Origin of the sequence: Vibrio sp. Isolate32 (genome assembly GCF_022397955.1) — a bacterium.
Taxonomy (GTDB): domain Bacteria; phylum Pseudomonadota; class Gammaproteobacteria; order Enterobacterales; family Vibrionaceae; genus Vibrio.
Map to the genome: position 1 here is coordinate 17120 of NZ_JAKEUQ010000033.1, position 18606 is coordinate 35725.

The following is an 18606-nucleotide window of genomic DNA, read 5'->3' on the forward strand; positions in this document are numbered from 1 at the left end:
TAATTTAGTAGCTTAGGTTCACACATGGAAAGAAAAAGGTCGATTTGGCAATTTAGTGCCATCTCAGTAGTCCTTCTTGCGACACTGTTTAGCGGATGCAAAAGTGGTCATGAAAATAATGATGAAAATACAACCGATCCAGGTTCTACACCATCAGTAGTTGAAATCAGTATACCTAATTCGATTTCATTTTCAGAACCATCATCTGGCTCTAGTACACAATCAATTACTGTTTCTCTTTCCGAAGCCTTAGCTGAAGATCTGACCTTAACAATCTCGACCAGCGATGTAACAACTCGCTCTGATGGTACCTTCAAAAACTACGATGCTATCTCTAGTCAAAACGTTAGAATTCCGGCAGGTGCAACCAGCGCAGCTCTACCACTAAACCTTGTACACAATAATCTGTATGAGGGTAGTAAAACACTTCACTACTCTATTAGTGCTGACAACCATACAAATTACACACTTTCAAACGAACGAACTGTAGTAACCATTGATGATAGCGATACACAGCCAACGGTTAGTTTTAGTAACGACTTAAGTACCGTTGTAGAAGGTGACAGTATTATTCAACAAGCTGTTTTGAGTCATTACACATCTCAAGATGTAACCCTTACCCTAACTCAAACAGGTATTGCCGCGCCTGAGGACTTTACTGTTGATATATCAGGGTTAACTCTTAAATTACCAGCAGAAACCCTATCAACAAATATCACTTTTTCTGCTCGTGATGATAGCTTCGATGAAGGTGGCGAATCGGTAATCTACACGATAGCTTCCGTTGGTAACGCGACTATCGATTCGAGTAAAAACACTCTTGCGTTCTATATTCCCGGGCAGAAAAATTTCAATGATACTGGGTATGTCACTTATTTTGATGGAACTGACTACGACAGCGTCACTCCTCCAGCATCACATCCAAATCAAGATGCCGATTTTGGATTAGATGTCACAAATGGAAGTGAACATTCGGATGGGGAATATGGCTTCCGCTACACCAAGCTAGATGCTCACGGATACCCTCTAATACCTAGCGCTACTGATTGGCGCTGTGTTAAAGATGAACATACCGGATTATATATTGAAGCAAAGCAAGATCCGATAGCACTGCCTAGCCAGTCAGATATCGACACTTGGGTGAAGAACCACAAAAACGATCCTGACGCCAACCCTTACCCGTGGGGGAGTCAATCAAGCTCATGGCGAAGCGCTTCGTACACATATACTTGGCACGACTCTGATAATACAACCAATGGTGGCTATGCCGGAGCACCCAATGATCTATTGTACAGCGCCGGCCCGATCTCTTCTCAATGTGCGTACATTAATGATGGTTCAGGAAGTAACTACTGTAATACAAGTAGTTATATTAGTAGCCTAAACAGTCGCTCTATTTGTGGTATTACAGATTGGCGCTTACCTTCACCTGTTGAAGCTCGTTCATTTATCAACTTCAATGTCGGCACTGCACCAGCAGGAGCCAATGATTTCTTTCCTAATCTTGGAGGCCGACTCTTCACACACTCTAGCTCTGTTAAACAAGATGGTAGTGCTAGATGTATCGACTCTCAAAATGGAGAGCTTGAGCTTTGTAATAAAAATATCGCAGGCTCGACAGGAATTGTGGCTGTAAGTGGAGGTATTGAGTAATGAAACTAAAACTATGCTTAGGTGTAATTGCCTCTCTGTTAAGTGCAAATACCATCGCGCAAACCTGCGTGCAAACTCAAACGTCCTCTCACCAAGACGGGCAATTTATTGACCGTAAAGATGGGACATTACTCGATGTAACGACTAATTTACTTTGGTCAAAATGCAACCTAGGCGAAACCTACAATCAATCTAATGACACATGTGATGGTACCGCGATTAAATATCAAAATTGGCAGGATGCGCTCATCGCAACTGAAGATTCGAATCTGACCACCATCGCAGGTCAGGTTGGTTTTAGGTTGCCTAATATCAAAGAGTTAAGTTCAATCGTTGACTATAGCTGTACTAGGCCAGCAATCAACCTGACACACTTCCCGACAACAACCAACGAACCATATTGGACCAATACTCCTGACGCTCATAAAATCAACAGTGACTATGATGGTTTAATTATTGATTTTGAAGAAGCTTTGGAAGTCATTACCGACCCAGATGATATTCCACATCCTCTTGTTCGATTAGTGAAAACATTTTAATTAGTTTTTACGGTACAAATAATCAAAAAGAGCAGCTCATCCGCTGCTCTTTTTATTTTTCTGAACAATAAAGTCCGTTACTTAACTGACCATTGTGACAATGAACGTTTGAAGTCTTCATAGCCAAACTCATTCAGTTTTTGAACGTCGCCATTGCTGCGCTCGCAGCAGATTGAGGGCATTTTAAGGCCATTGAACCAGTTCAGTTTCACCATGGTGTAGCCTGCGCTGTCCAACAAATGAAGTTTTTGACCAATCTGTAGTGGCTCATCAAAGCTCGCTTCACAAAACTGATCGCCCGCCAAGCATGAACATGAGCCAATCACATAGTCATAACTACCACTTTCGGACGCTTCTAATACCGATGCTGGTTCATTATAGATAAGCGTATCAAGGCGGTGTGCCTCAGTCGCAGAATCGACAATTGCCGTTTTCTTCACGTTCTCAACAATATCCACCACTGTCACAACCAAGTCTGTTGTTTTAGTGATGATAGCTTCACCCGGCTCGAGGTACATTTGCACGCCGTGCTTTTCAGAGAAGGCTTTTAGCGCAAGACCAAGCTTCTCGATATCATAGCCCGGCCATGTGAAGAACACACCACCGCCCATGCTCACCCAATCTAACTTATCTAGGTGCTCACCAAACTGCTCTGAGATTGAATCAAGCAGACCGATGAAGGCATCAACCTCTTTATTCTCACAGTTCATGTGGAACATAACACCGTCAATATCTTCAAAAACCTCAGGCTTGATATAATCCGCTTGAACACCCAAACGAGAAAACTGACGCGCTGGATTTGCTAGATCTTGCCCTGCGTAGCTCACACCAGGGTTTAGACGTAAACCAAGTGAAGCTTTACCTTCAACGATATGACGGTAAGCGGCCAGTTGGCTTTGTGAGTTGAAGATCATCTTGTCACAGATGTCAGCCACTTCTTTCACGTCATCTTCGCTGTAACCCACACTGTATGCGTGCGTCTCACCACCAAACGTTTCGTAACCAAGCTTGACTTCGTATGGCCCAGAGCTCGTCGTGCCATCCAGATAAGGCTTGATGATGTCAAACACACCCCATGTAGAGAAGCACTTAAGTGCCAGTACTAACTTCACACCTGAAATATCTTTCAGCTGCTTCGCTTTCTCTAGATTCGCAATCAACTTGTCTTCGTTGATCATGAAATAAGGCGTTTTTAGTTCGTTGTTTTGCATGTTAATACCTTGCGGCCCTCGAGTTCATGAAGGCACATGATAATCGAACAAAGCCGACGCAACAGCATCGGCTTGTAGTTATACGTTCTCGTCATTCATATGACTTTGAATTGAATTCCCAGAACTTTGACCTTGTCGCTAGGACAACGCAACGAGGGCAAAGAGCCAAAATTACTTCAAAGTATGGATTAGAGGTAGACCTTGCCCGGGCTCTAGCTCTTGAACGTGCCAGTCTAGACCGATTTCTGGCATGGTTGCTAGGAACGGGTCTGGGTTTAGTTGTTCCATGTTGAACACGCCTTTATCAGCCCATTCACCACGGAAGAACTGAAGTGCAGCAGTAATTGCTGGAACACCTGTTGTGTAAGAGATCGCTTGGTGCTCTACGTCTTCGTAAGCCACTTCGTGGTCTGCGTTATTGTAGATGAACACGCTGCGCTCTTTGCCATCTTTCTTACCTTGAACCCAAGTGCCAATACACGTTAGACCTGTGTAACCCGGAGCCAAAGACGTTGGGTCTGGCAATAGTGCTTTAAGAACATGCAGAGGTTGAACCACAGTGCCGTCATGTAGTGTTAGTGGATCTGGGCTCAGAAGACCGATATCACGCATACAGTTGAAGTAGTTTAGGTACTTATCACCAAAGCCCATCCAGAATTCGATACGCTTAGCTGGGATGAACTCTTTCATTGAACGAACTTCATCGTGCGCCATTGAGTACACTTTGTGAGTACCACAGTTAGGAAAATCAAACTCAAGCATACGAGAGTGACAAGGTACTTGTTTCCACTCTTCATTTTCCCAGTAGAACGAGTCACCTTGAATCTCGAGCATGTTGGTTTCTGGGTCAAAGTTTGTTGCAAACTTCTTACCGTGGTCACCTGCGTTTACATCCATTACGTCGATCGTGTCGATCTCATCGAACAAGTGCTTAACCGCGTACGCTGCAAAGATTGATACCACACCTGGATCGAAACCCGCGCCAAGAATACCTGTGATGCCCGCTTCAGCGAACTTCTCACGGTAGCCCCACTGCCAATCGTAAGCTTGTGGTACTTGTTGACCTTCAGAACATAGGTCAACCGCTACCGATGTATCTAGGTAAGATACTTTAGATTGGTAACACGCTTCCATGATCGCCATGTTTACCCAAGGAGGACCAGCGTTGATAACTAGATCTGGCTTAACTTCTTGAATCAAAGCAACAAGCGCATCAACATCGTCAGCGTCTACTGAACGTGCTTCTAGTTTCTTAGTTGAATCTTTAAGGTTGTTTTTACCCTTGATAGATTCGATGATTTTTTCACACTTCGCGATTGTGCGAGAAGCGATCGTGATATCACCCAGTACTTCGTTATTTTGTGCTGCTTTATGTGCAACAACCCAACCGACGCCGCCTGCACCAATTTGTAGAATAGCCATAGTTTTAATTACCCTTGTTGTTCTGCTAGCTCAATAGCTAAAGTTTGAATTTTGTTAATTAGAGATTTGAAATCTGATGTCGTTAAGCACGGATTCAAGATAGTGAATTTCAGCGCACTTTTACCATCAACGACCGTTTCGCCAAGCACGGCAACGCCACGAGTCAGCGCCTCCAGTCTTAACGTCTGATTCAATTTGTCTAAATCAAGAACACCGTTTGCTGATTGCCCATTACTAGGCACCGAACGGAACAGCACAGTCGAAAGAGACGGCTCAGCAAGCAGCTCAAAATCGTCATGCTTCTGAATCAGTTCGGCAACCTCAAGCGTCTGCTCTAGAAGGTGATCGTACATATCACCCAGTTGCTTTGGCCCAACGCTTTGCATAGTCATGAAGACTTTCAGTGCATCAAAACGCTTGGTGGTAGCGATAGACTTATCGACTAGATTTGGCAGCTCATCGTGCTCACGATTCAAGTAGTCTGCATGATGCAGTAGGTACTTAAAGTTCGCTTTGTCTTTGAGAAGCACAGCACCACAGCTGATTGTTTGGAAGAACAACTTGTGGAAATCAACGCTCACTGAGTCCGCTTTTTCGATGCCTTTCAGGCGAGCTTTATGGCTACTTAAGATAAGCGCGCCACCGTAAGCACTGTCGACATGGAACCAAAGATCTTGTTGGTTGGCGATGTCAGCTATCGCTTCCAGGTCATCAATAGCACCGTGATCGGTTGTACCCGCGGTACCGACAACAGCAAAAGGAATCAACCCTTGAGCTTTAAGTGCTTTCACTTCTGCGTCTAGCAAGTCCGGCTTGATAGTGCCGTTTGCATTGGTGTCAACACAACACACTGCAGCTTCGCCTAAACCCATTAAAGAGGCCGACTTTTGAACCGTGAAGTGAGATTTCTTTGAACATAAGATACGCAGCTTGCTCGCGTATTCTGGCAAGCCAAGCTTTTGGATAGAATGGCCATTGTGCTTATCGGCAACCCAATCTCTCGCAAGCAATAAACCCATTAGGTTACTTTGCGTGCCGCCGCTGGTGAAAACACCGTCAGCTTGTGCGCCAAGTTGGTATTTGTCACACATCCAATCCACCACACGCTGCTCAACATAAGTCGCAGCAGATGCTTGGTCCCATGAATCCATCGATTGATTCAACGCCGCGATAATCGATTCCGCAGCAACAGAAGCCATAAGAGGAGGCGTGTGAAGGTGTGCAATACAGTCTGGGTGCTGCACAAAGATAGAGTTCGCTGCGACTAAGTCAGCCGTGCTATCTACAACATCAACCAAAGCGTGTTGGTTATTATCGAGATCGACAGCATTGATGGCTGCTTCTAGCACTTTTGGGTCTAAACCCGAATAAGGGGTTTCAACCTGTTCAAAAACGGATTTCATCGCTTGAGTGGTTTGGTTCATCACGTTAGCAAATTCATCACTACCGCCTAAACCCGTCTGGATGAAATACTTGTTCCACTCCTGATTTGCTTCTTCGCTTTGTGTTTGGTCTTGTTGTAAACCACCACCCGCAGCAATGATGGCTTCTTCCATCACTCTCAATGCAAAGTCGATTTGCTCGAAAGAGATAATCATTGGTGGAAGGAAGCGAATAACTGAACCATCACGGCCGCCCTTTTCGACCATCAAGCCGCGCTCTAATGCAGCTCGTTGAATCGCTAGGGTTAGAGCGCCGTCTGATTGTGGTTCGCCAAACTTGTTTAGCTCACCATTTGGTTGCTTGATCTCAGCGCCAAGCATTAAGCCTTTACCTCGGACTTCAGCAATACAGTTCACACGCGATTGAATCATCTCAAGCCCATGACGTAAATATTGGCCTGCGATATTCGCGTGATCAACCAAACCATCACGTTCGATGATTTCCAACGCCTTAGCACCAGATACCATAGCTAACTGATTTCCACGGAATGTGCCGGTGTGTTCACCCGCTTTCCAAGTGTCGATGCTCTTATCGAATATAAGCAACGACATTGGCAGCCCGCCACCAATCGCCTTCGACAAGCATAAAATATCAGGGTTAACGCCTGATTCTTCAAACGCAAAGCGATGGCCGGTTTTACCCACACCACACTGTATTTCATCAAAAATCAGTAGGATGCCATGCTCATCACAGATGCGACGTAAGCCTTGTAGCCAAGATGCCGGAGCTGGAATCACGCCGCCCTCACCTTGTACAGGCTCAACGATCATCGCGGCAGGTTTCATGATGCCAGATTCGTCGTCATTCAACATACGCTCGATGTAACGAATGCTCGCGTTAGCCCCCGCTTCACCACCAATGCCAAACGGGCAACGAAGGTTGTATGGGAAAGGCATGAAATGTACGTCAGACATTAAGCCGCTACGACGTTCTTTGGTGCCAAGGTTACCCATCATGCCCATGGTGCCGTTAGTCATGCCGTGGTAAGCACCACGAAAAGCAAACATGGTGTTGCGACCTGTAGTTTGCTTGGCGAGCTTGATCGCGGCTTCCACAGCGTCAGCGCCAGACGGGCCACAGAATTGAAGAACCGAGTTCGTTGAAAAATCTTGAGGGAGAAAAGCTTTAACTCGCTTGATAAACGTCTCTTTTGCTTGAGTCGTAATATCAAGAGTCTGGTATGGCAAACCTGAATCGAGTTGGTCTTTAAGTGCTTGGTTAATCTCTGGGTGGTTGTAACCCAGAGAAAGTGTACCTGCACCGGCCAAGCAATCGAGAAAGAGTTGGCCACGAGTATCTTCAACTAAAACACCACATGCTCGTTTAATAGCAATCGGTAGGCGTCTTGGGTATGAACGAACATCCGATTCATGCTGTTCTTGCTCAAGCAAAATAGCGTCAGGTGTTAGGTCGTAAGTTCCCTCAACGATAGGAACCATAGTTGAAAATGAATTTGCGATATTATTAATATCGACTTCAAAGGCGGTAGTCATAAAAATCCCCTTGAATGTGTTCATACTCACCTCCATCAGACGCAATTGCACACCGCTCCTCTATTGATTTAGAGAGAATTCATAGTGAAACACGCGTATTGTCTAGAAATGAGATATAGCTGTACGCTCGCATAAGTCAAATGACGAATACGAAATTAGGCCGTCTTAGGACAGAAAAAAATTAGTTAGCGCGAGCTCAAGGTTCAGTAATGCTACTGTTTTGAAGAATTGGACATTTTTGCAGTATCGGACAGCTATGAAGAACTGGTCCTTTTGGAAATGCAGAGCTGATTAGCAATGTTGTTATTAGTGTATTCAATGTTGGGTTTCCCATTAACATGGCGAACTGCGCCATAAGTATCCCGTCTATCAACTAAAGGATTAGCCGATACCTACCCTACGTAATGTCCCAATCAGCAAGAATGGTCACTACGCGTATCCCCCAGAAGCAATCACGGCTCTTTTTGAGCATCCACCATTCCGAGATTGTCCGAAAAATAACATGAAGTGAAATCAACTATCAATAGTTTTTAATAATGGATTAAGAAATAGGAACAATGATTGAGGAATTGCTGCAATTATCACCGACTGAGTCTTTAAAAGAGATCCCCGGTTCGCTCGTTCCTCACGCCCGAGGATGACGACGTAGGTATACAAACTTTGCTAGTGAGGCTTTGAGACCATAGCATCCTTTCGTCACTCCCTAGTACGAAGAACGAGTTCATAGGGAATCTCGCTTTTAAAAACTAACTTATCTAGCGAACTTGACTGCGAAATTTTGAGATAAAAATAAAAATGAATTTTGAGTGCGGGTTCGAACAAGAAGAGTACTTACACATAAAAGCAAAACAACAGAAAACAAAAAGCCCGAACATTTCTGTTCGGGCTTTTTAATTTGGAGCGATACATCGGGTTCGAACCGATGACCTCAACCTTGGCAAGGTTGCGCTCTACCAACTGAGCTAGTATCGCATTTGCTACATCCGTTAAGATGTAGACTTTAATAGATGGTGCCCCGGGCCGGACTTGAACCGGCACAGCGCGAACGCCGAGGGATTTTAAATCCCTTGTGTCTACCAATTCCACCACCAGGGCACGCAATTCTTTATTGCGATGCCGATTACTGAAAAGTAAAACACCATCTTATGTTAACGCCAATCAACATACAAAATTTGGAGCGACACACGAGGTTCGAACTCGTGACCTCAACCTTGGCAAGGTTGCGCTCTACCAGCTGAGCTAGTGTCGCATTTCATTATTCCTCTCTTAACGTAGAGAGATAATGGAGGCGCCTCCCGGAGTCGAACCGAGGTCCACGGATTTGCAATCCGCTGCATAGCCACTCTGCCAAGGCGCCTTAGTAAATCCAATCGAATCGCTCACTGCCATCCTCTTGGGTACGGGATGCATTCTACGGATTCGAGCGGATGAGTCAATAATATTTTTGTATTTTTAATTCGTTTGAATAGATTTCATACTAAACAGGCTAAATAGCTGACTTTACGTGCAAAAAACACCGTGTATCGGCTATTCAAAAGAGATCTATATCACATTAGATATCCAGTATTGATTATTTGACCTAAGATTAAAGATCAAAAAAGCGAGCCTTAGCTCGCTTCTTCATCAATGGTGTTTTTCGTCTAACAAATCGTCTTTGGCAGCCATTAAGTATTGTGCCATCGACCAATAAGTTAGAATCGTTGCAACGTAGAGCGCGATATAGCCTACCCAAATCATCCAATCATCATAGCGCCAGATAAGCACCCATAACGCGAACATCTGAGAAACCGTCTTAACTTTACCGACCCAAGAAACCGCAACGCTTGCACGTTTACCGATTTCAGCCATCCACTCACGAAGTGCAGAGATGATGATCTCGCGAGCTATCATGGTGACAGCTGGGATAGTGACCCAAATTGAGTGGTAATGCTCGGTAATCAAAATAAGAGCCGTCGCAACCAGTACTTTGTCTGCGACTGGGTCAATAAAGGCACCAAAACGAGACGTTTGCCCTAGCTTACGAGCAAGCATGCCATCTAACCAGTCAGTAAAACCCGCTACCCAAAAAACCATCGCAGCAGCAAAAGGAGCCCATTGGTAAGGTAGGTAAAAAACAACAACGAATACTGGGATCAAAAATAGTCTCAGTAAGGACAAAATGTTAGGTATATTCAAACGCATATTATTGGGCTCTTATTAATTGCGCTTTAATGGTGCGGGATTTTTACTATTGTTTCAATGCTTGATAAATGTTTTCCGCCAAAGAATGACTAATGCCCGGCACTTTGGCTATTTCTTCAACAGTTGCACGCTTGAGTTCTTGTAAGCCGCCCATGTATTTCAGCAAAGCTTGGCGACGCTTTGGTCCTATTCCTTCAATTCCTTCCAAGGCGCTGGTTCGGCGCGTTTTACCACGCTTCGCTCTATGTCCTGCAATCGCATGATTATGGCTCTCATCACGAATATGCTGAATAAGGTGCAATGCTGGTGCATCACTTGGCAAATTAAACTCTTCCCCTTCAAGGGTAATGAGAGTTTCTAAACCAGGTTTACGCGTCACGCCTTTGGCAATACCCATCATTCTCGGTCTGAACGGCCAATCTCCCCAATATTGAGAGATAACCTCATGAGCGCGGTTGAGTTGACCTTTACCGCCATCGATAAAGATAATGTCAGGGATCTTATCAACATCAAGCTGCTTTGAATAACGTCTCTCAAGCGCCTGAGCCATTGCTGCATAGTCATCACCACCGGTAATGCCTGTGATGTTGTAACGACGATACTCGGGCTTAACAGGGCCTTCTTGGTTGAACACCACACAAGATGCAATCGTACTTTCACCCATGGTATGACTGATATCGAAACATTCCATGCGCTTAATCGCATCCATCGACAGCACTTCTTGAAGCTCTTTGAAACGCTGATTAATCGTCATCTTGTGATTAATCTTGGTGGTAATCGCCGTTAACGCATTGGTATTCGACAGCTTAAGATAGCGGCCACGAACGCCAGAAGGGTTAGTATTGAAATGGATCTTACGACCCGCCACTTCACATAAGGCTTCTTGAATAGGAGTGACGTCTTCCATCAAATCAGCGTTCAAAATCAAACGAGTTGGAATGGTTCTCGCTTCATTGTGTGCTAAGTAATACTGACTTAAGAAGCTAGAGAAAACCTCTTCACGTACAGTATTGTTCGGAATCTTCGGGAAATGACTTCTACTGCCCAAGACTTTACCTTGGCGAATCATCAAGATATGAATACACGCCACGCCATTTTCTTGTGCAAAGCCAAGCACATCCATATCTTCCATGGAATCGTCAGATACATATTGCTGCTCTTGCACTCTTCGAATAGCTTGGATCTGGTCACGGAAAGTTGCGGCTTGCTCAAAGCGCAGCTCACGGCTTGCTGTATCCATCTTCTCGATAAGCGTTTCAAGCACTAACTTATCTTTTCCTTGCAGGAACAAACGAACATAGTCGACCAGTTCGCTGTACTCTTCGTCAGAAATGATTGAGCTGACACATGGCGCAGCACAACGGCCAATCTGATACATCAAGCAAGGACGGGTTCTGTTGGCATAAACCGTGTCTTCACAATGGCGAGCAGGGAAAATCTTTTGGATTAGGTGTAGCGTCTCACGCACGGCGCCGGAGTCAGGGTAAGGACCAAAGTATTCACCTTTTTTCTTTTTAGCTCCACGATGCATCGATAAACGAGGATGCTTGTGACCACTAATAAAAATATAAGGGTACGACTTATCATCACGCAGGAGCACGTTGTATTTTGGCAGATACTGCTTGATGTAGTTGTGCTCTAGAATCAGAGCTTCGGTTTCCGTGTGCGTTACAGTGACATCGATCTTGTCAATGTTGCTGACTAAAGCGCGTGTTTTTTCACTGTCGACTTTTTTACGGAAATAACTAGAAAGGCGTTTTTTGAGGTTCTTCGCTTTACCGACGTAAATAACGACAGCCTCAGCGTTATACATTCTATAAACGCCGGGCTGCTCGGTTACTGTCTTGAGGAATGAGACTGAGTCAAACAAGTTGCTCACTATACGATCTCAGTGTTAAAGGGTCTCAGTATCTAAGATTCCATGTCTAATCGCTAAGTGCGTTAGCTCTACATCGCCACTGATATCCAGTTTGCTGAACAAACGGTAGCGGTAACTATTGACTGTCTTAGGACTTAGATTGAGTTGTTCTGAAATATCCGTCACTTTCTGACCTTTGGTAATCATCATCATGATTTGAAGTTCACGTTCAGATAAGTCTGCGAATGGATTTTCAGACGCAGGTGAGAATTGGCTCAAAGCCATCTGCTGCGCAATTTCTGGTGAAATGTATCTTTGGCCACTGTTGACCACTCGAATTGCATTGACCATTTCATCCGGACCTGCCCCTTTAGTAAGGTAACCAGCAGCTCCAGCTTGCATCACTTTAGTTGGAAACGGATTTTCCGTATGAACAGTTAAAACGATGATTTTAACATCAGGGTTGAAACGCAAAATCTTCTTGGTTGCTTCTAAGCCACCAATACCTGGCATATTCATATCCATCAAAATAACGTCAGTATTGTTAGTACGACACCATTTTGCAGCATCTTCACCGCTTTCAGCTTCCCCTGCTACGTTCATTCCACGGACGTCTTCAATAATACGTCGTATCCCTGTGCGAACCAGCTCGTGATCATCTACAAGGAAAACATTTATCAAACTTGTATCTCCACACTATTAATTGGCTCTGCAACCACTGTGTCGTTTCATCTGTTTGAAACAATCGGACAAAGGAACAGTGGATCGCAGCATTGAGTACATCTTAACTTAATTAATAAAGAAAAGCTCTGTTGAATATGTGCTGAAACACTAACTTTAGCAAGTACTTATTTATAAAAAGGTACGCTAAAAACACAAGCTTTCACTAAAAATCAACTAGTTAAAACAACACCCAATAAAATTACATAAGATAAAGAGATTTTCAATACCATTAATTGGCCATTCTCGACAATTTCACTTTTTTGCTTACAGAGTCCCGTTATTTACTGCTATTAACGAGTATTTAATGACTATCTTTGCAGCCTATTGTGCGTAATCTGGCGCTAGATGGTAGTATTCACTCCCCCATATCAATAGGTTATTACATTGGATATTCAGCAAGGTTTTGTACTTACAAGACAGGCGAGAGATTTTTCAGGCCGTACACAGATCGACTTGTGGTTAAGCACACCTGAAGGCCCTACTCTTCTGACTATTCAAAACGAAAAGCCAGTGTTTTTTATTGCTCAATCTGATGTACCCGCTTGCGAGGCTATTGCAGCCAAAGAGTCCATTGACTGCCAGTTTAAACCTCTTGAGCTCGCAACTTTCGAACAAACCCCTCTCGCGGCTTGTTATACAACATTATCGAGAAACAGCTTTGGATTAGCACAAGCCTTCAACAACGAAGAAATCCAGACTTTTGAGAGCGATATTCGCCTTGCGGATCGATACTTAATGGAACGTTTTATCAAGGGAAGCATTGAGTTTACTGGAACGGCTGTGCAAAAAAATCGGCACCGTCGAGTCTCCAATGCCAAGTGCAGAGCGGGCAATTACTTGCCAACGCTATCTATAGTTTCTCTAGATATTGAATGTTCAGAAAAAGGCGTGCTCTACTCCATTGGCTTAGACAGCCCAATAGACAGTCGAGTGATTATGATTGGCGAGCCACAACAAGCTGAAACCAATATCCAATGGGTTGCTAACGAAAAAGCACTGCTTGAAGCGATGATTGCGTGGTTCTCAGAATTTGACCCAGACATCATCATTGGCTGGAGCGTTATCGACTTCGACTTTAGGCTCTTACACAAGCGGGCGGAATGGAATGAGATGAAGCTCAATATTGGTCGAGATAATCAACCTAGCTTCTTCCGTAGTTCTGCACAAAGCCAACAAGGCTTCATAACCATTCCTGGGCGTGTCGTTTTGGATGGTATCGATATGCTGAAAACAGCCACTTACCACTTTCGCTCCTGGTCGCTTGAGTCGGTCTCTCGCGAACTGCTCGGAGAAGGTAAAGATATCCATAATGTTCATGACCGCATGGATGAGATTAATCGAATGTTCAAGTTCGATAAGCCCTCTCTGGCTAAGTACAACCTGCAAGACTGTGTGTTGGTAAACCGAATCTTCGAACACACCCACCTACTCGATTTTGTTATTGAGCGCTCTCGCTTGACCGGTGTTGAGCTAGACCGTGTTGGCGGCTCTGTGGCAGCCTTTACCAATTTATATTTACCTCAGATTCACAGAGCGGGCTATGTTGCCCCTAATCTAGAGCCTGAGAACTGGATTGCGAGCCCTGGTGGCTATGTGATGGATTCCATTCCTAACCTTTATGACTCGGTATTAGTTCTCGACTTCAAGAGCCTGTACCCGTCCATCATTCGTTCATTTTTGATTGATCCTATGGGGCTAATCGAAGGGTTAAAATTGGAAATCGGCCCGGCAGAAAACCAAGCCGTTGATGGCTTTCGCGGTGGGCAATTTCACCGCACCAAACACTTCTTGCCAGAGATGATCGAAAACCTTTGGGCTGCCCGTGACGTTGCAAAGAAGAACAACGAAAAAGCCTTCTCTCAAGCCATTAAGATCATCATGAACTCTTTCTATGGCGTGTTAGGTTCATCTGGCTGCCGTTTCTTTGATACACGATTGGCGTCATCAATCACGATGCGTGGTCATGAGATCATGAAGCAAACTAAGGTTCTGATCGAAGACAAGGGCTACCAAGTGATTTATGGGGATACCGATTCGACCTTCGTCTCCCTCAACGGCAGTTATGACCAAGAGCAAGCCGATGAAATCGGGCTTCAACTGGTGGCTTATATTAACAACTGGTGGACCGAGCACCTGAAAGGGACCTATAACCTGACCTCAATTCTTGAACTAGAATACGAAACTCACTATCGCAAATTCCTGATGCCAACCATTCGTGGATCGGAAACCGGTTCTAAGAAGCGCTACGCCGGTTTAATCAATCATGGTGACCAAGAGAAGATCATTTTCAAAGGGCTTGAAAGTGCACGAACAGACTGGACACCACTGGCGCAACAGTTCCAACAAACCTTGTATGAAATGGTATTTCACGACCAAGATCCGACCGACTACGTCAGGCAGTTTGTTGATGAGACTTCAGCAGGTAAACATGACGATTTATTGGTTTACCAGAAGCGTCTGCGTCGTAAGCTACATGAGTACCAAAAGAACATTCCGCCACAAGTCAGGGCTGCAAGAATGGCCGATGAAATAAATGCTCAGTTAGGGCGTCCTCTTCAATATCAAAACAAAGGACGTATTGAGTATTTGATTACACTGAGCGGCCCTGAGCCTAAAGAATATTTAAAGAGTGGCATTGATTATCAGCATTACATCGACAAACAGATTAAACCCGTCGCAGAGGCTATTTTACCCTTCATCGGTTTAGATTTTGAGAGAGTCAGCGGGCAGCAATTAGGTCTATTTTAAGATTCTTGTCGAAGTTTCATCAAAACAAAAAAGCAGAGGAATGTTCAATTCGCTCTGCTTTTTTATATTGATAGATTATGAAACTCTATCCGATTCGAAACTCTGTTTTCTGGTACTGCTTAACTAGCCACTCTCCAAAACCATCCAGAATGCCGATAACCGAACGTTTCGGAATCGCTCTTCCAGAAAGTAAGATGCCCAACCTTTGGATTTCAACTTCTCTATCTGGGTGATACTTCAAGAACTGTTGGCCACATTCGACAGGATCATCAAACCAATACTTATCGCGATACATCACCAAAGAATAACTTGCTCTTAGCAGCTTCTTGGCAATGATCACTTGCGCGGCCACTTGTTGTTCTGGCGTTGTTGCTCGGGCAATCTTGTTGCGATACACCGCTAACCAGTTTTCAGCATCCATATTCCAGTGCTTAGCAATTTCCCAGCTCGTCTCGAAATCACCATAGCAATCCGATAAATCCTCACCATGCACACACACGGCCAAATGCTTGAGCATGAAGCCCCATGTGAAGATGTTATCGAAGTCGACAACTTCACTCACCAATGTGGTTTTTATTGCCACTTGAGTGACTTGAGGAAAACTCTTTTGGAAACGCCATTTAATGGTATTTAACAGCGTGGTTCGCTGATCAGGAAACAGGCGGTGGGTCACCACAACCACATCAAGATTTGAGCGACCGACGACGGCTTGCTTGCGAGCGACACTGCCATAAATATAGACACTGTGTAGATTAGATCCTAACCCACCTTTTAGAAAGGTAATCAGATCGTTAACCACAGGTTGAAATTCAGGTTGAAATGGCTGTGTTGGGTCAATAACGGGTAGCGGCATAGGTCGTTTCGGTAAATAAAATCATGATTTAACAGTAACTCTATGATCGCCTAGGTGACTTTATGATTCAAGCTATTCCTATTTATAGCATCTCCGAGATATAATCAGCGGATAGACCCACTAAGGACAAACACAAAATGCCTAGAGCAAGTGAAATTAAAAAAGGTTTTGCTATCACAGTAGAAAGCAAAACAGTGATCGTTAAAGATATCGAAGTAACAACACCAGGCGGCCGCGGCGGCCAAAAAATTTACCGCTTCCGTGGTAACGATGTAGCAACTGGCGTTAAAACTGAAGTTCGCCACAAGGCTGACGAAATCGTTGAAACTATCGACGTAACCAAGCGTGCAGTAATGTTCTCTTACGTTGATGGCAACGAGTACATCTTCATGGACAACGAAGATTACACACAATTCATCTTCAACGGTGAAACAATCGAAGACGAACTACTGTTCATCAACGAAGAAACTCAAGGCATGTACGCGATCCTTATCGATGGCAACGCTGCAACGCTTGAGCTTCCAACATCTGTTGAGCTAGTTATCGAGGAGACTGACCCTTCAATCAAAGGTGCATCAGCGTCTGCTCGTACTAAGCCTGCTCGTCTTTCTACAGGTCTTACTATCCAAGTACCTGAATACATCGCGACTGGCGACAAAGTAGTAGTAAACACTGCTGAACGTAAATACATGAACCGCGCAAGCTAAGATACTTATTATGACCGAAGCTAACGACCTAATGTCTTATGACGACGCGATTGATACTGCATACGACATTTTCCTAGAGATGGCACCCGACAACCTTGAACCTGCAGATGTGATTCTATTCACGGCTCAGTTTGAAGACCGTGGCGCTGCAGAGCTTGTTGAAACAGGTGATGATTGGGTTGAACATGTTGGCTTTGAAGTCGACAAAGAAATCTACGCAGAAGTGCGCATTGGTCTTGTGAATGAAGCTGATGACGTTCTAGACGACGTATTTGCTCGCATGCTAATCAGCCGTGACCCAGAGCATAAGTTCTGTCACATGCTGTGGAAGCGCGACTAATACGACTGCTAACGCTCAACTTCATGAGTAAACAAGCACTCATGTAAACGAGTTAAAAATCTAGCCGAGCCACTTGCTCGGCTATTTTTATCACGCTACTTCCCTGCATGAGAACTCTCTTTCATTATCAACTTTATATTCACTGATATGACCAAAGCAAAAACAGATACACAATCCAAAGGCTATGCCTGCATTGGCCTAGTTAATCCAAAGACGCCTGAAAACGTAGGCTCTGTAATGCGAGCGGCTGGCTGCTACGGCGCTAACTCTGTGTTCTATACGGGCACACGCTACGATCATGCGCGAAAATTTCATACCGACACCAAAGAGAAGCACTTAGAACTGCCACTGATTGGCGTTGAAGAGCTGAAAGACATTATTCCTGTAGGCTGCGTCCCTGTAGCCGTTGATCTGATTGAAGGTGCGAAGCCTCTACCGGATTACAAACACCCACCACGCGCGTTTTATATTTTTGGTCCTGAAGATGGAACACTAAGGAAAGAGATCACTGATTTCTGCCGCGACACGATTTACGTACCAACCAATGGCTGCATGAACCTCGCAGCATCTGTGAACGTTGTGCTTTACGACCGCTTGGCGAAGGGTGACAATTTTTCGAATCATAAGTAGAAGATACGAGATACGAGATACGAGATACGAACAGATTATAGATGCGCGTAAACGAGACAAGAGATGCGAAGAGCACGCATACTGTCGTTTGTGGCAGCATATTTTCGATACTCGATTACTCGCATCCCTCATCTTCTATTTCTTCAGACGTAAAAAAACCTGCTCAATGAGCCAACACCTATCATTTAAGGTGTTTAGATCGCACAGTGTAGCGAGTCTTACTAAAACGAACGGTCCTAGCTTTGGGCCGTTTTTGTTTTTCGGGCAAAATATAACGTTTCACTCGCTCTCTCATCGCTCGCAGCTTTTTGGGAACCGAGCCTGGGGAGGCAATAGCACACCACATTAGCTCATCTTGAATATCTCGAAGTGCCATCGTAAAGCTTATCCTAAGTGGCGAGACTTCAGCCTCTTTTGCTATTCGGCTAATCTCCAGACGGATTAAGTTATACGCGATAAGGATACCCCATATCTCTTGCTCTACACCCTCTACAGATTGACTGCGGAGCAGGATTTAATCTTCAAGCATGTCATGCTTAATCTCGCCATAGCTATTCTCAATTTCCCACCTTTCGAAGTACACATCTAATAATGATTTTAAACTGTATTTTCTATCTGTTAGAGAAGTCAGCAGCCCTTGTATATGATTGGGTTGTTGTTCAACGTCATCGGGATATAGAGCTAGCCTAGCTTTCCACGTTTTTGGGAGGCTCGCGTCTTGTTTTCTAGCCTGGGGAGAGACGTTCATCTCCACAATCAGATCTCGCCCATCATCATCGAGCTGCTCGATAATTTCATATTTTAC

13 protein-coding genes, 4 tRNA genes and 1 pseudogene are annotated in these 18606 nt (G+C 44.4%); 6 read left to right on the forward strand and 12 right to left on the reverse strand.

The window, feature by feature from the left end:
• The first annotated feature begins 24 nt into the window (after positions 1-24).
• Together L1D11_RS19395 and L1D11_RS19400 are read left to right on the forward strand one after the other, a co-directional pair.
• Positions 25-1653, forward strand: coding sequence for a DUF1566 domain-containing protein (locus L1D11_RS19395; protein ID WP_239833805.1), 1629 nt, complete (start codon positions 25-27; stop codon positions 1651-1653).
• A complete protein-coding gene (locus L1D11_RS19400) occupies positions 1653-2192 on the forward strand; it encodes a DUF1566 domain-containing protein (protein WP_239833804.1) in 540 nt (179 codons plus the stop codon). Before L1D11_RS19395 ends, L1D11_RS19400 begins: the two co-directional genes overlap by 1 nt.
• 77 nt (positions 2193-2269) lie before the next feature.
• Here L1D11_RS19400 and nspC read toward each other — a convergent pair whose 3' ends face one another.
• From nspC to uvrY, 10 genes are all read right to left on the reverse strand, one after another.
• Positions 2270-3403: a carboxynorspermidine decarboxylase gene (gene nspC, locus L1D11_RS19405; protein ID WP_239833803.1), complete on the reverse strand. Its 1134-nt coding sequence runs from the start codon at positions 3401-3403 to the stop codon at positions 2270-2272.
• Between the two features lie 171 nt (positions 3404-3574).
• A complete protein-coding gene (locus L1D11_RS19410; RefSeq protein ID WP_239833802.1) occupies positions 3575-4825 on the reverse strand; it encodes a carboxynorspermidine synthase in 1251 nt (416 codons plus the stop codon).
• An 8-nt stretch (positions 4826-4833) separates the two neighbouring features.
• Positions 4834-7785: a pyridoxal phosphate-dependent class III aminotransferase gene (locus L1D11_RS19415; protein ID WP_239833801.1), complete on the reverse strand. Its 2952-nt coding sequence runs from the start codon at positions 7783-7785 to the stop codon at positions 4834-4836.
• 872 nt (positions 7786-8657) lie between these two features.
• Positions 8658-8733: transfer RNA gene (locus L1D11_RS19420), tRNA-Gly, on the reverse strand.
• Positions 8734-8769: 36 nt separating this feature from the next.
• Positions 8770-8856: transfer RNA gene (locus L1D11_RS19425), tRNA-Leu, on the reverse strand.
• A 78-nt stretch (positions 8857-8934) separates the two neighbouring features.
• Positions 8935-9010: transfer RNA gene (locus L1D11_RS19430), tRNA-Gly, on the reverse strand.
• Between the two features lie 34 nt (positions 9011-9044).
• Positions 9045-9118, reverse strand: a tRNA-Cys gene (locus tag L1D11_RS19435).
• A 266-nt stretch (positions 9119-9384) separates the two neighbouring features.
• Positions 9385-9942, reverse strand: a complete 558-nt coding sequence (gene pgsA / locus L1D11_RS19440) for a CDP-diacylglycerol--glycerol-3-phosphate 3-phosphatidyltransferase (protein ID WP_004741263.1) — start codon at positions 9940-9942, stop codon at positions 9385-9387.
• A 46-nt stretch (positions 9943-9988) separates the two neighbouring features.
• A complete protein-coding gene (gene uvrC / locus L1D11_RS19445; protein ID WP_345772753.1) occupies positions 9989-11821 on the reverse strand; it encodes an excinuclease ABC subunit UvrC in 1833 nt (610 codons plus the stop codon).
• A 15-nt stretch (positions 11822-11836) separates the two neighbouring features.
• Entirely contained in the window at positions 11837-12481 is a 645-nt protein-coding gene (uvrY, locus tag L1D11_RS19450) for a UvrY/SirA/GacA family response regulator transcription factor (protein WP_239833799.1), read from the reverse strand.
• Positions 12482-12907: 426 nt separating this feature from the next.
• Between uvrY and L1D11_RS19455 the strand changes: the two genes are divergently transcribed.
• Positions 12908-15271: a DNA polymerase II gene (locus tag L1D11_RS19455; protein WP_239833798.1), complete on the forward strand. Its 2364-nt coding sequence runs from the start codon at positions 12908-12910 to the stop codon at positions 15269-15271.
• A gap of 85 nt (positions 15272-15356) precedes the next feature.
• Here L1D11_RS19455 and L1D11_RS19460 read toward each other — a convergent pair whose 3' ends face one another.
• Entirely contained in the window at positions 15357-16124 is a 768-nt protein-coding gene (locus tag L1D11_RS19460; RefSeq protein WP_239833797.1) for a nucleotidyltransferase domain-containing protein, read from the reverse strand.
• A gap of 137 nt (positions 16125-16261) precedes the next feature.
• Here L1D11_RS19460 and yeiP point away from each other — a divergent pair, with 137 nt between their 5' ends.
• From yeiP to L1D11_RS19475, 3 genes are all read left to right on the forward strand, one after another.
• Entirely contained in the window at positions 16262-16831 is a 570-nt protein-coding gene (gene yeiP / locus L1D11_RS19465) for an elongation factor P-like protein YeiP (protein ID WP_017055115.1), read from the forward strand.
• Between the two features lie 10 nt (positions 16832-16841).
• Entirely contained in the window at positions 16842-17171 is a 330-nt protein-coding gene (locus L1D11_RS19470; protein ID WP_004741258.1) for an HI1450 family dsDNA-mimic protein, read from the forward strand.
• A gap of 147 nt (positions 17172-17318) precedes the next feature.
• Complete coding sequence (locus tag L1D11_RS19475; RefSeq protein ID WP_239833796.1) at positions 17319-17801, forward strand: RNA methyltransferase; 483 nt, start codon at positions 17319-17321, stop codon at positions 17799-17801.
• Positions 17802-17982: 181 nt separating this feature from the next.
• Here the strand turns inward: L1D11_RS19475 and L1D11_RS19480 are convergent.
• Positions 17983-18606, reverse strand: a pseudogene (locus tag L1D11_RS19480) (transposase); the annotation flags it as partial.

Coding starts and splice junctions, on each gene's coding strand:
- L1D11_RS19395 (WP_239833805.1), top strand. CDS start 25: ATGGAAAGAAAAAGGTCGATTTGGCAATTTAGTGCCATCTCAGTAGTC.
- L1D11_RS19400 (WP_239833804.1), top strand. CDS start 1,653: ATGAAACTAAAACTATGCTTAGGTGTAATTGCCTCTCTGTTAAGTGCA.
- nspC (WP_239833803.1), bottom strand. CDS start 3,403: ATGCAAAACAACGAACTAAAAACGCCTTATTTCATGATCAACGAAGAC.
- L1D11_RS19410 (WP_239833802.1), bottom strand. CDS start 4,825: ATGGCTATTCTACAAATTGGTGCAGGCGGCGTCGGTTGGGTTGTTGCA.
- L1D11_RS19415 (WP_239833801.1), bottom strand. CDS start 7,785: ATGAACACATTCAAGGGGATTTTTATGACTACCGCCTTTGAAGTCGAT.
- pgsA (WP_004741263.1), bottom strand. CDS start 9,942: ATGCGTTTGAATATACCTAACATTTTGTCCTTACTGAGACTATTTTTG.
- L1D11_RS19460 (WP_239833797.1), bottom strand. CDS start 16,124: ATGCCGCTACCCGTTATTGACCCAACACAGCCATTTCAACCTGAATTT.
- yeiP (WP_017055115.1), top strand. CDS start 16,262: ATGCCTAGAGCAAGTGAAATTAAAAAAGGTTTTGCTATCACAGTAGAA.
- L1D11_RS19470 (WP_004741258.1), top strand. CDS start 16,842: ATGACCGAAGCTAACGACCTAATGTCTTATGACGACGCGATTGATACT.
- L1D11_RS19475 (WP_239833796.1), top strand. CDS start 17,319: ATGACCAAAGCAAAAACAGATACACAATCCAAAGGCTATGCCTGCATT.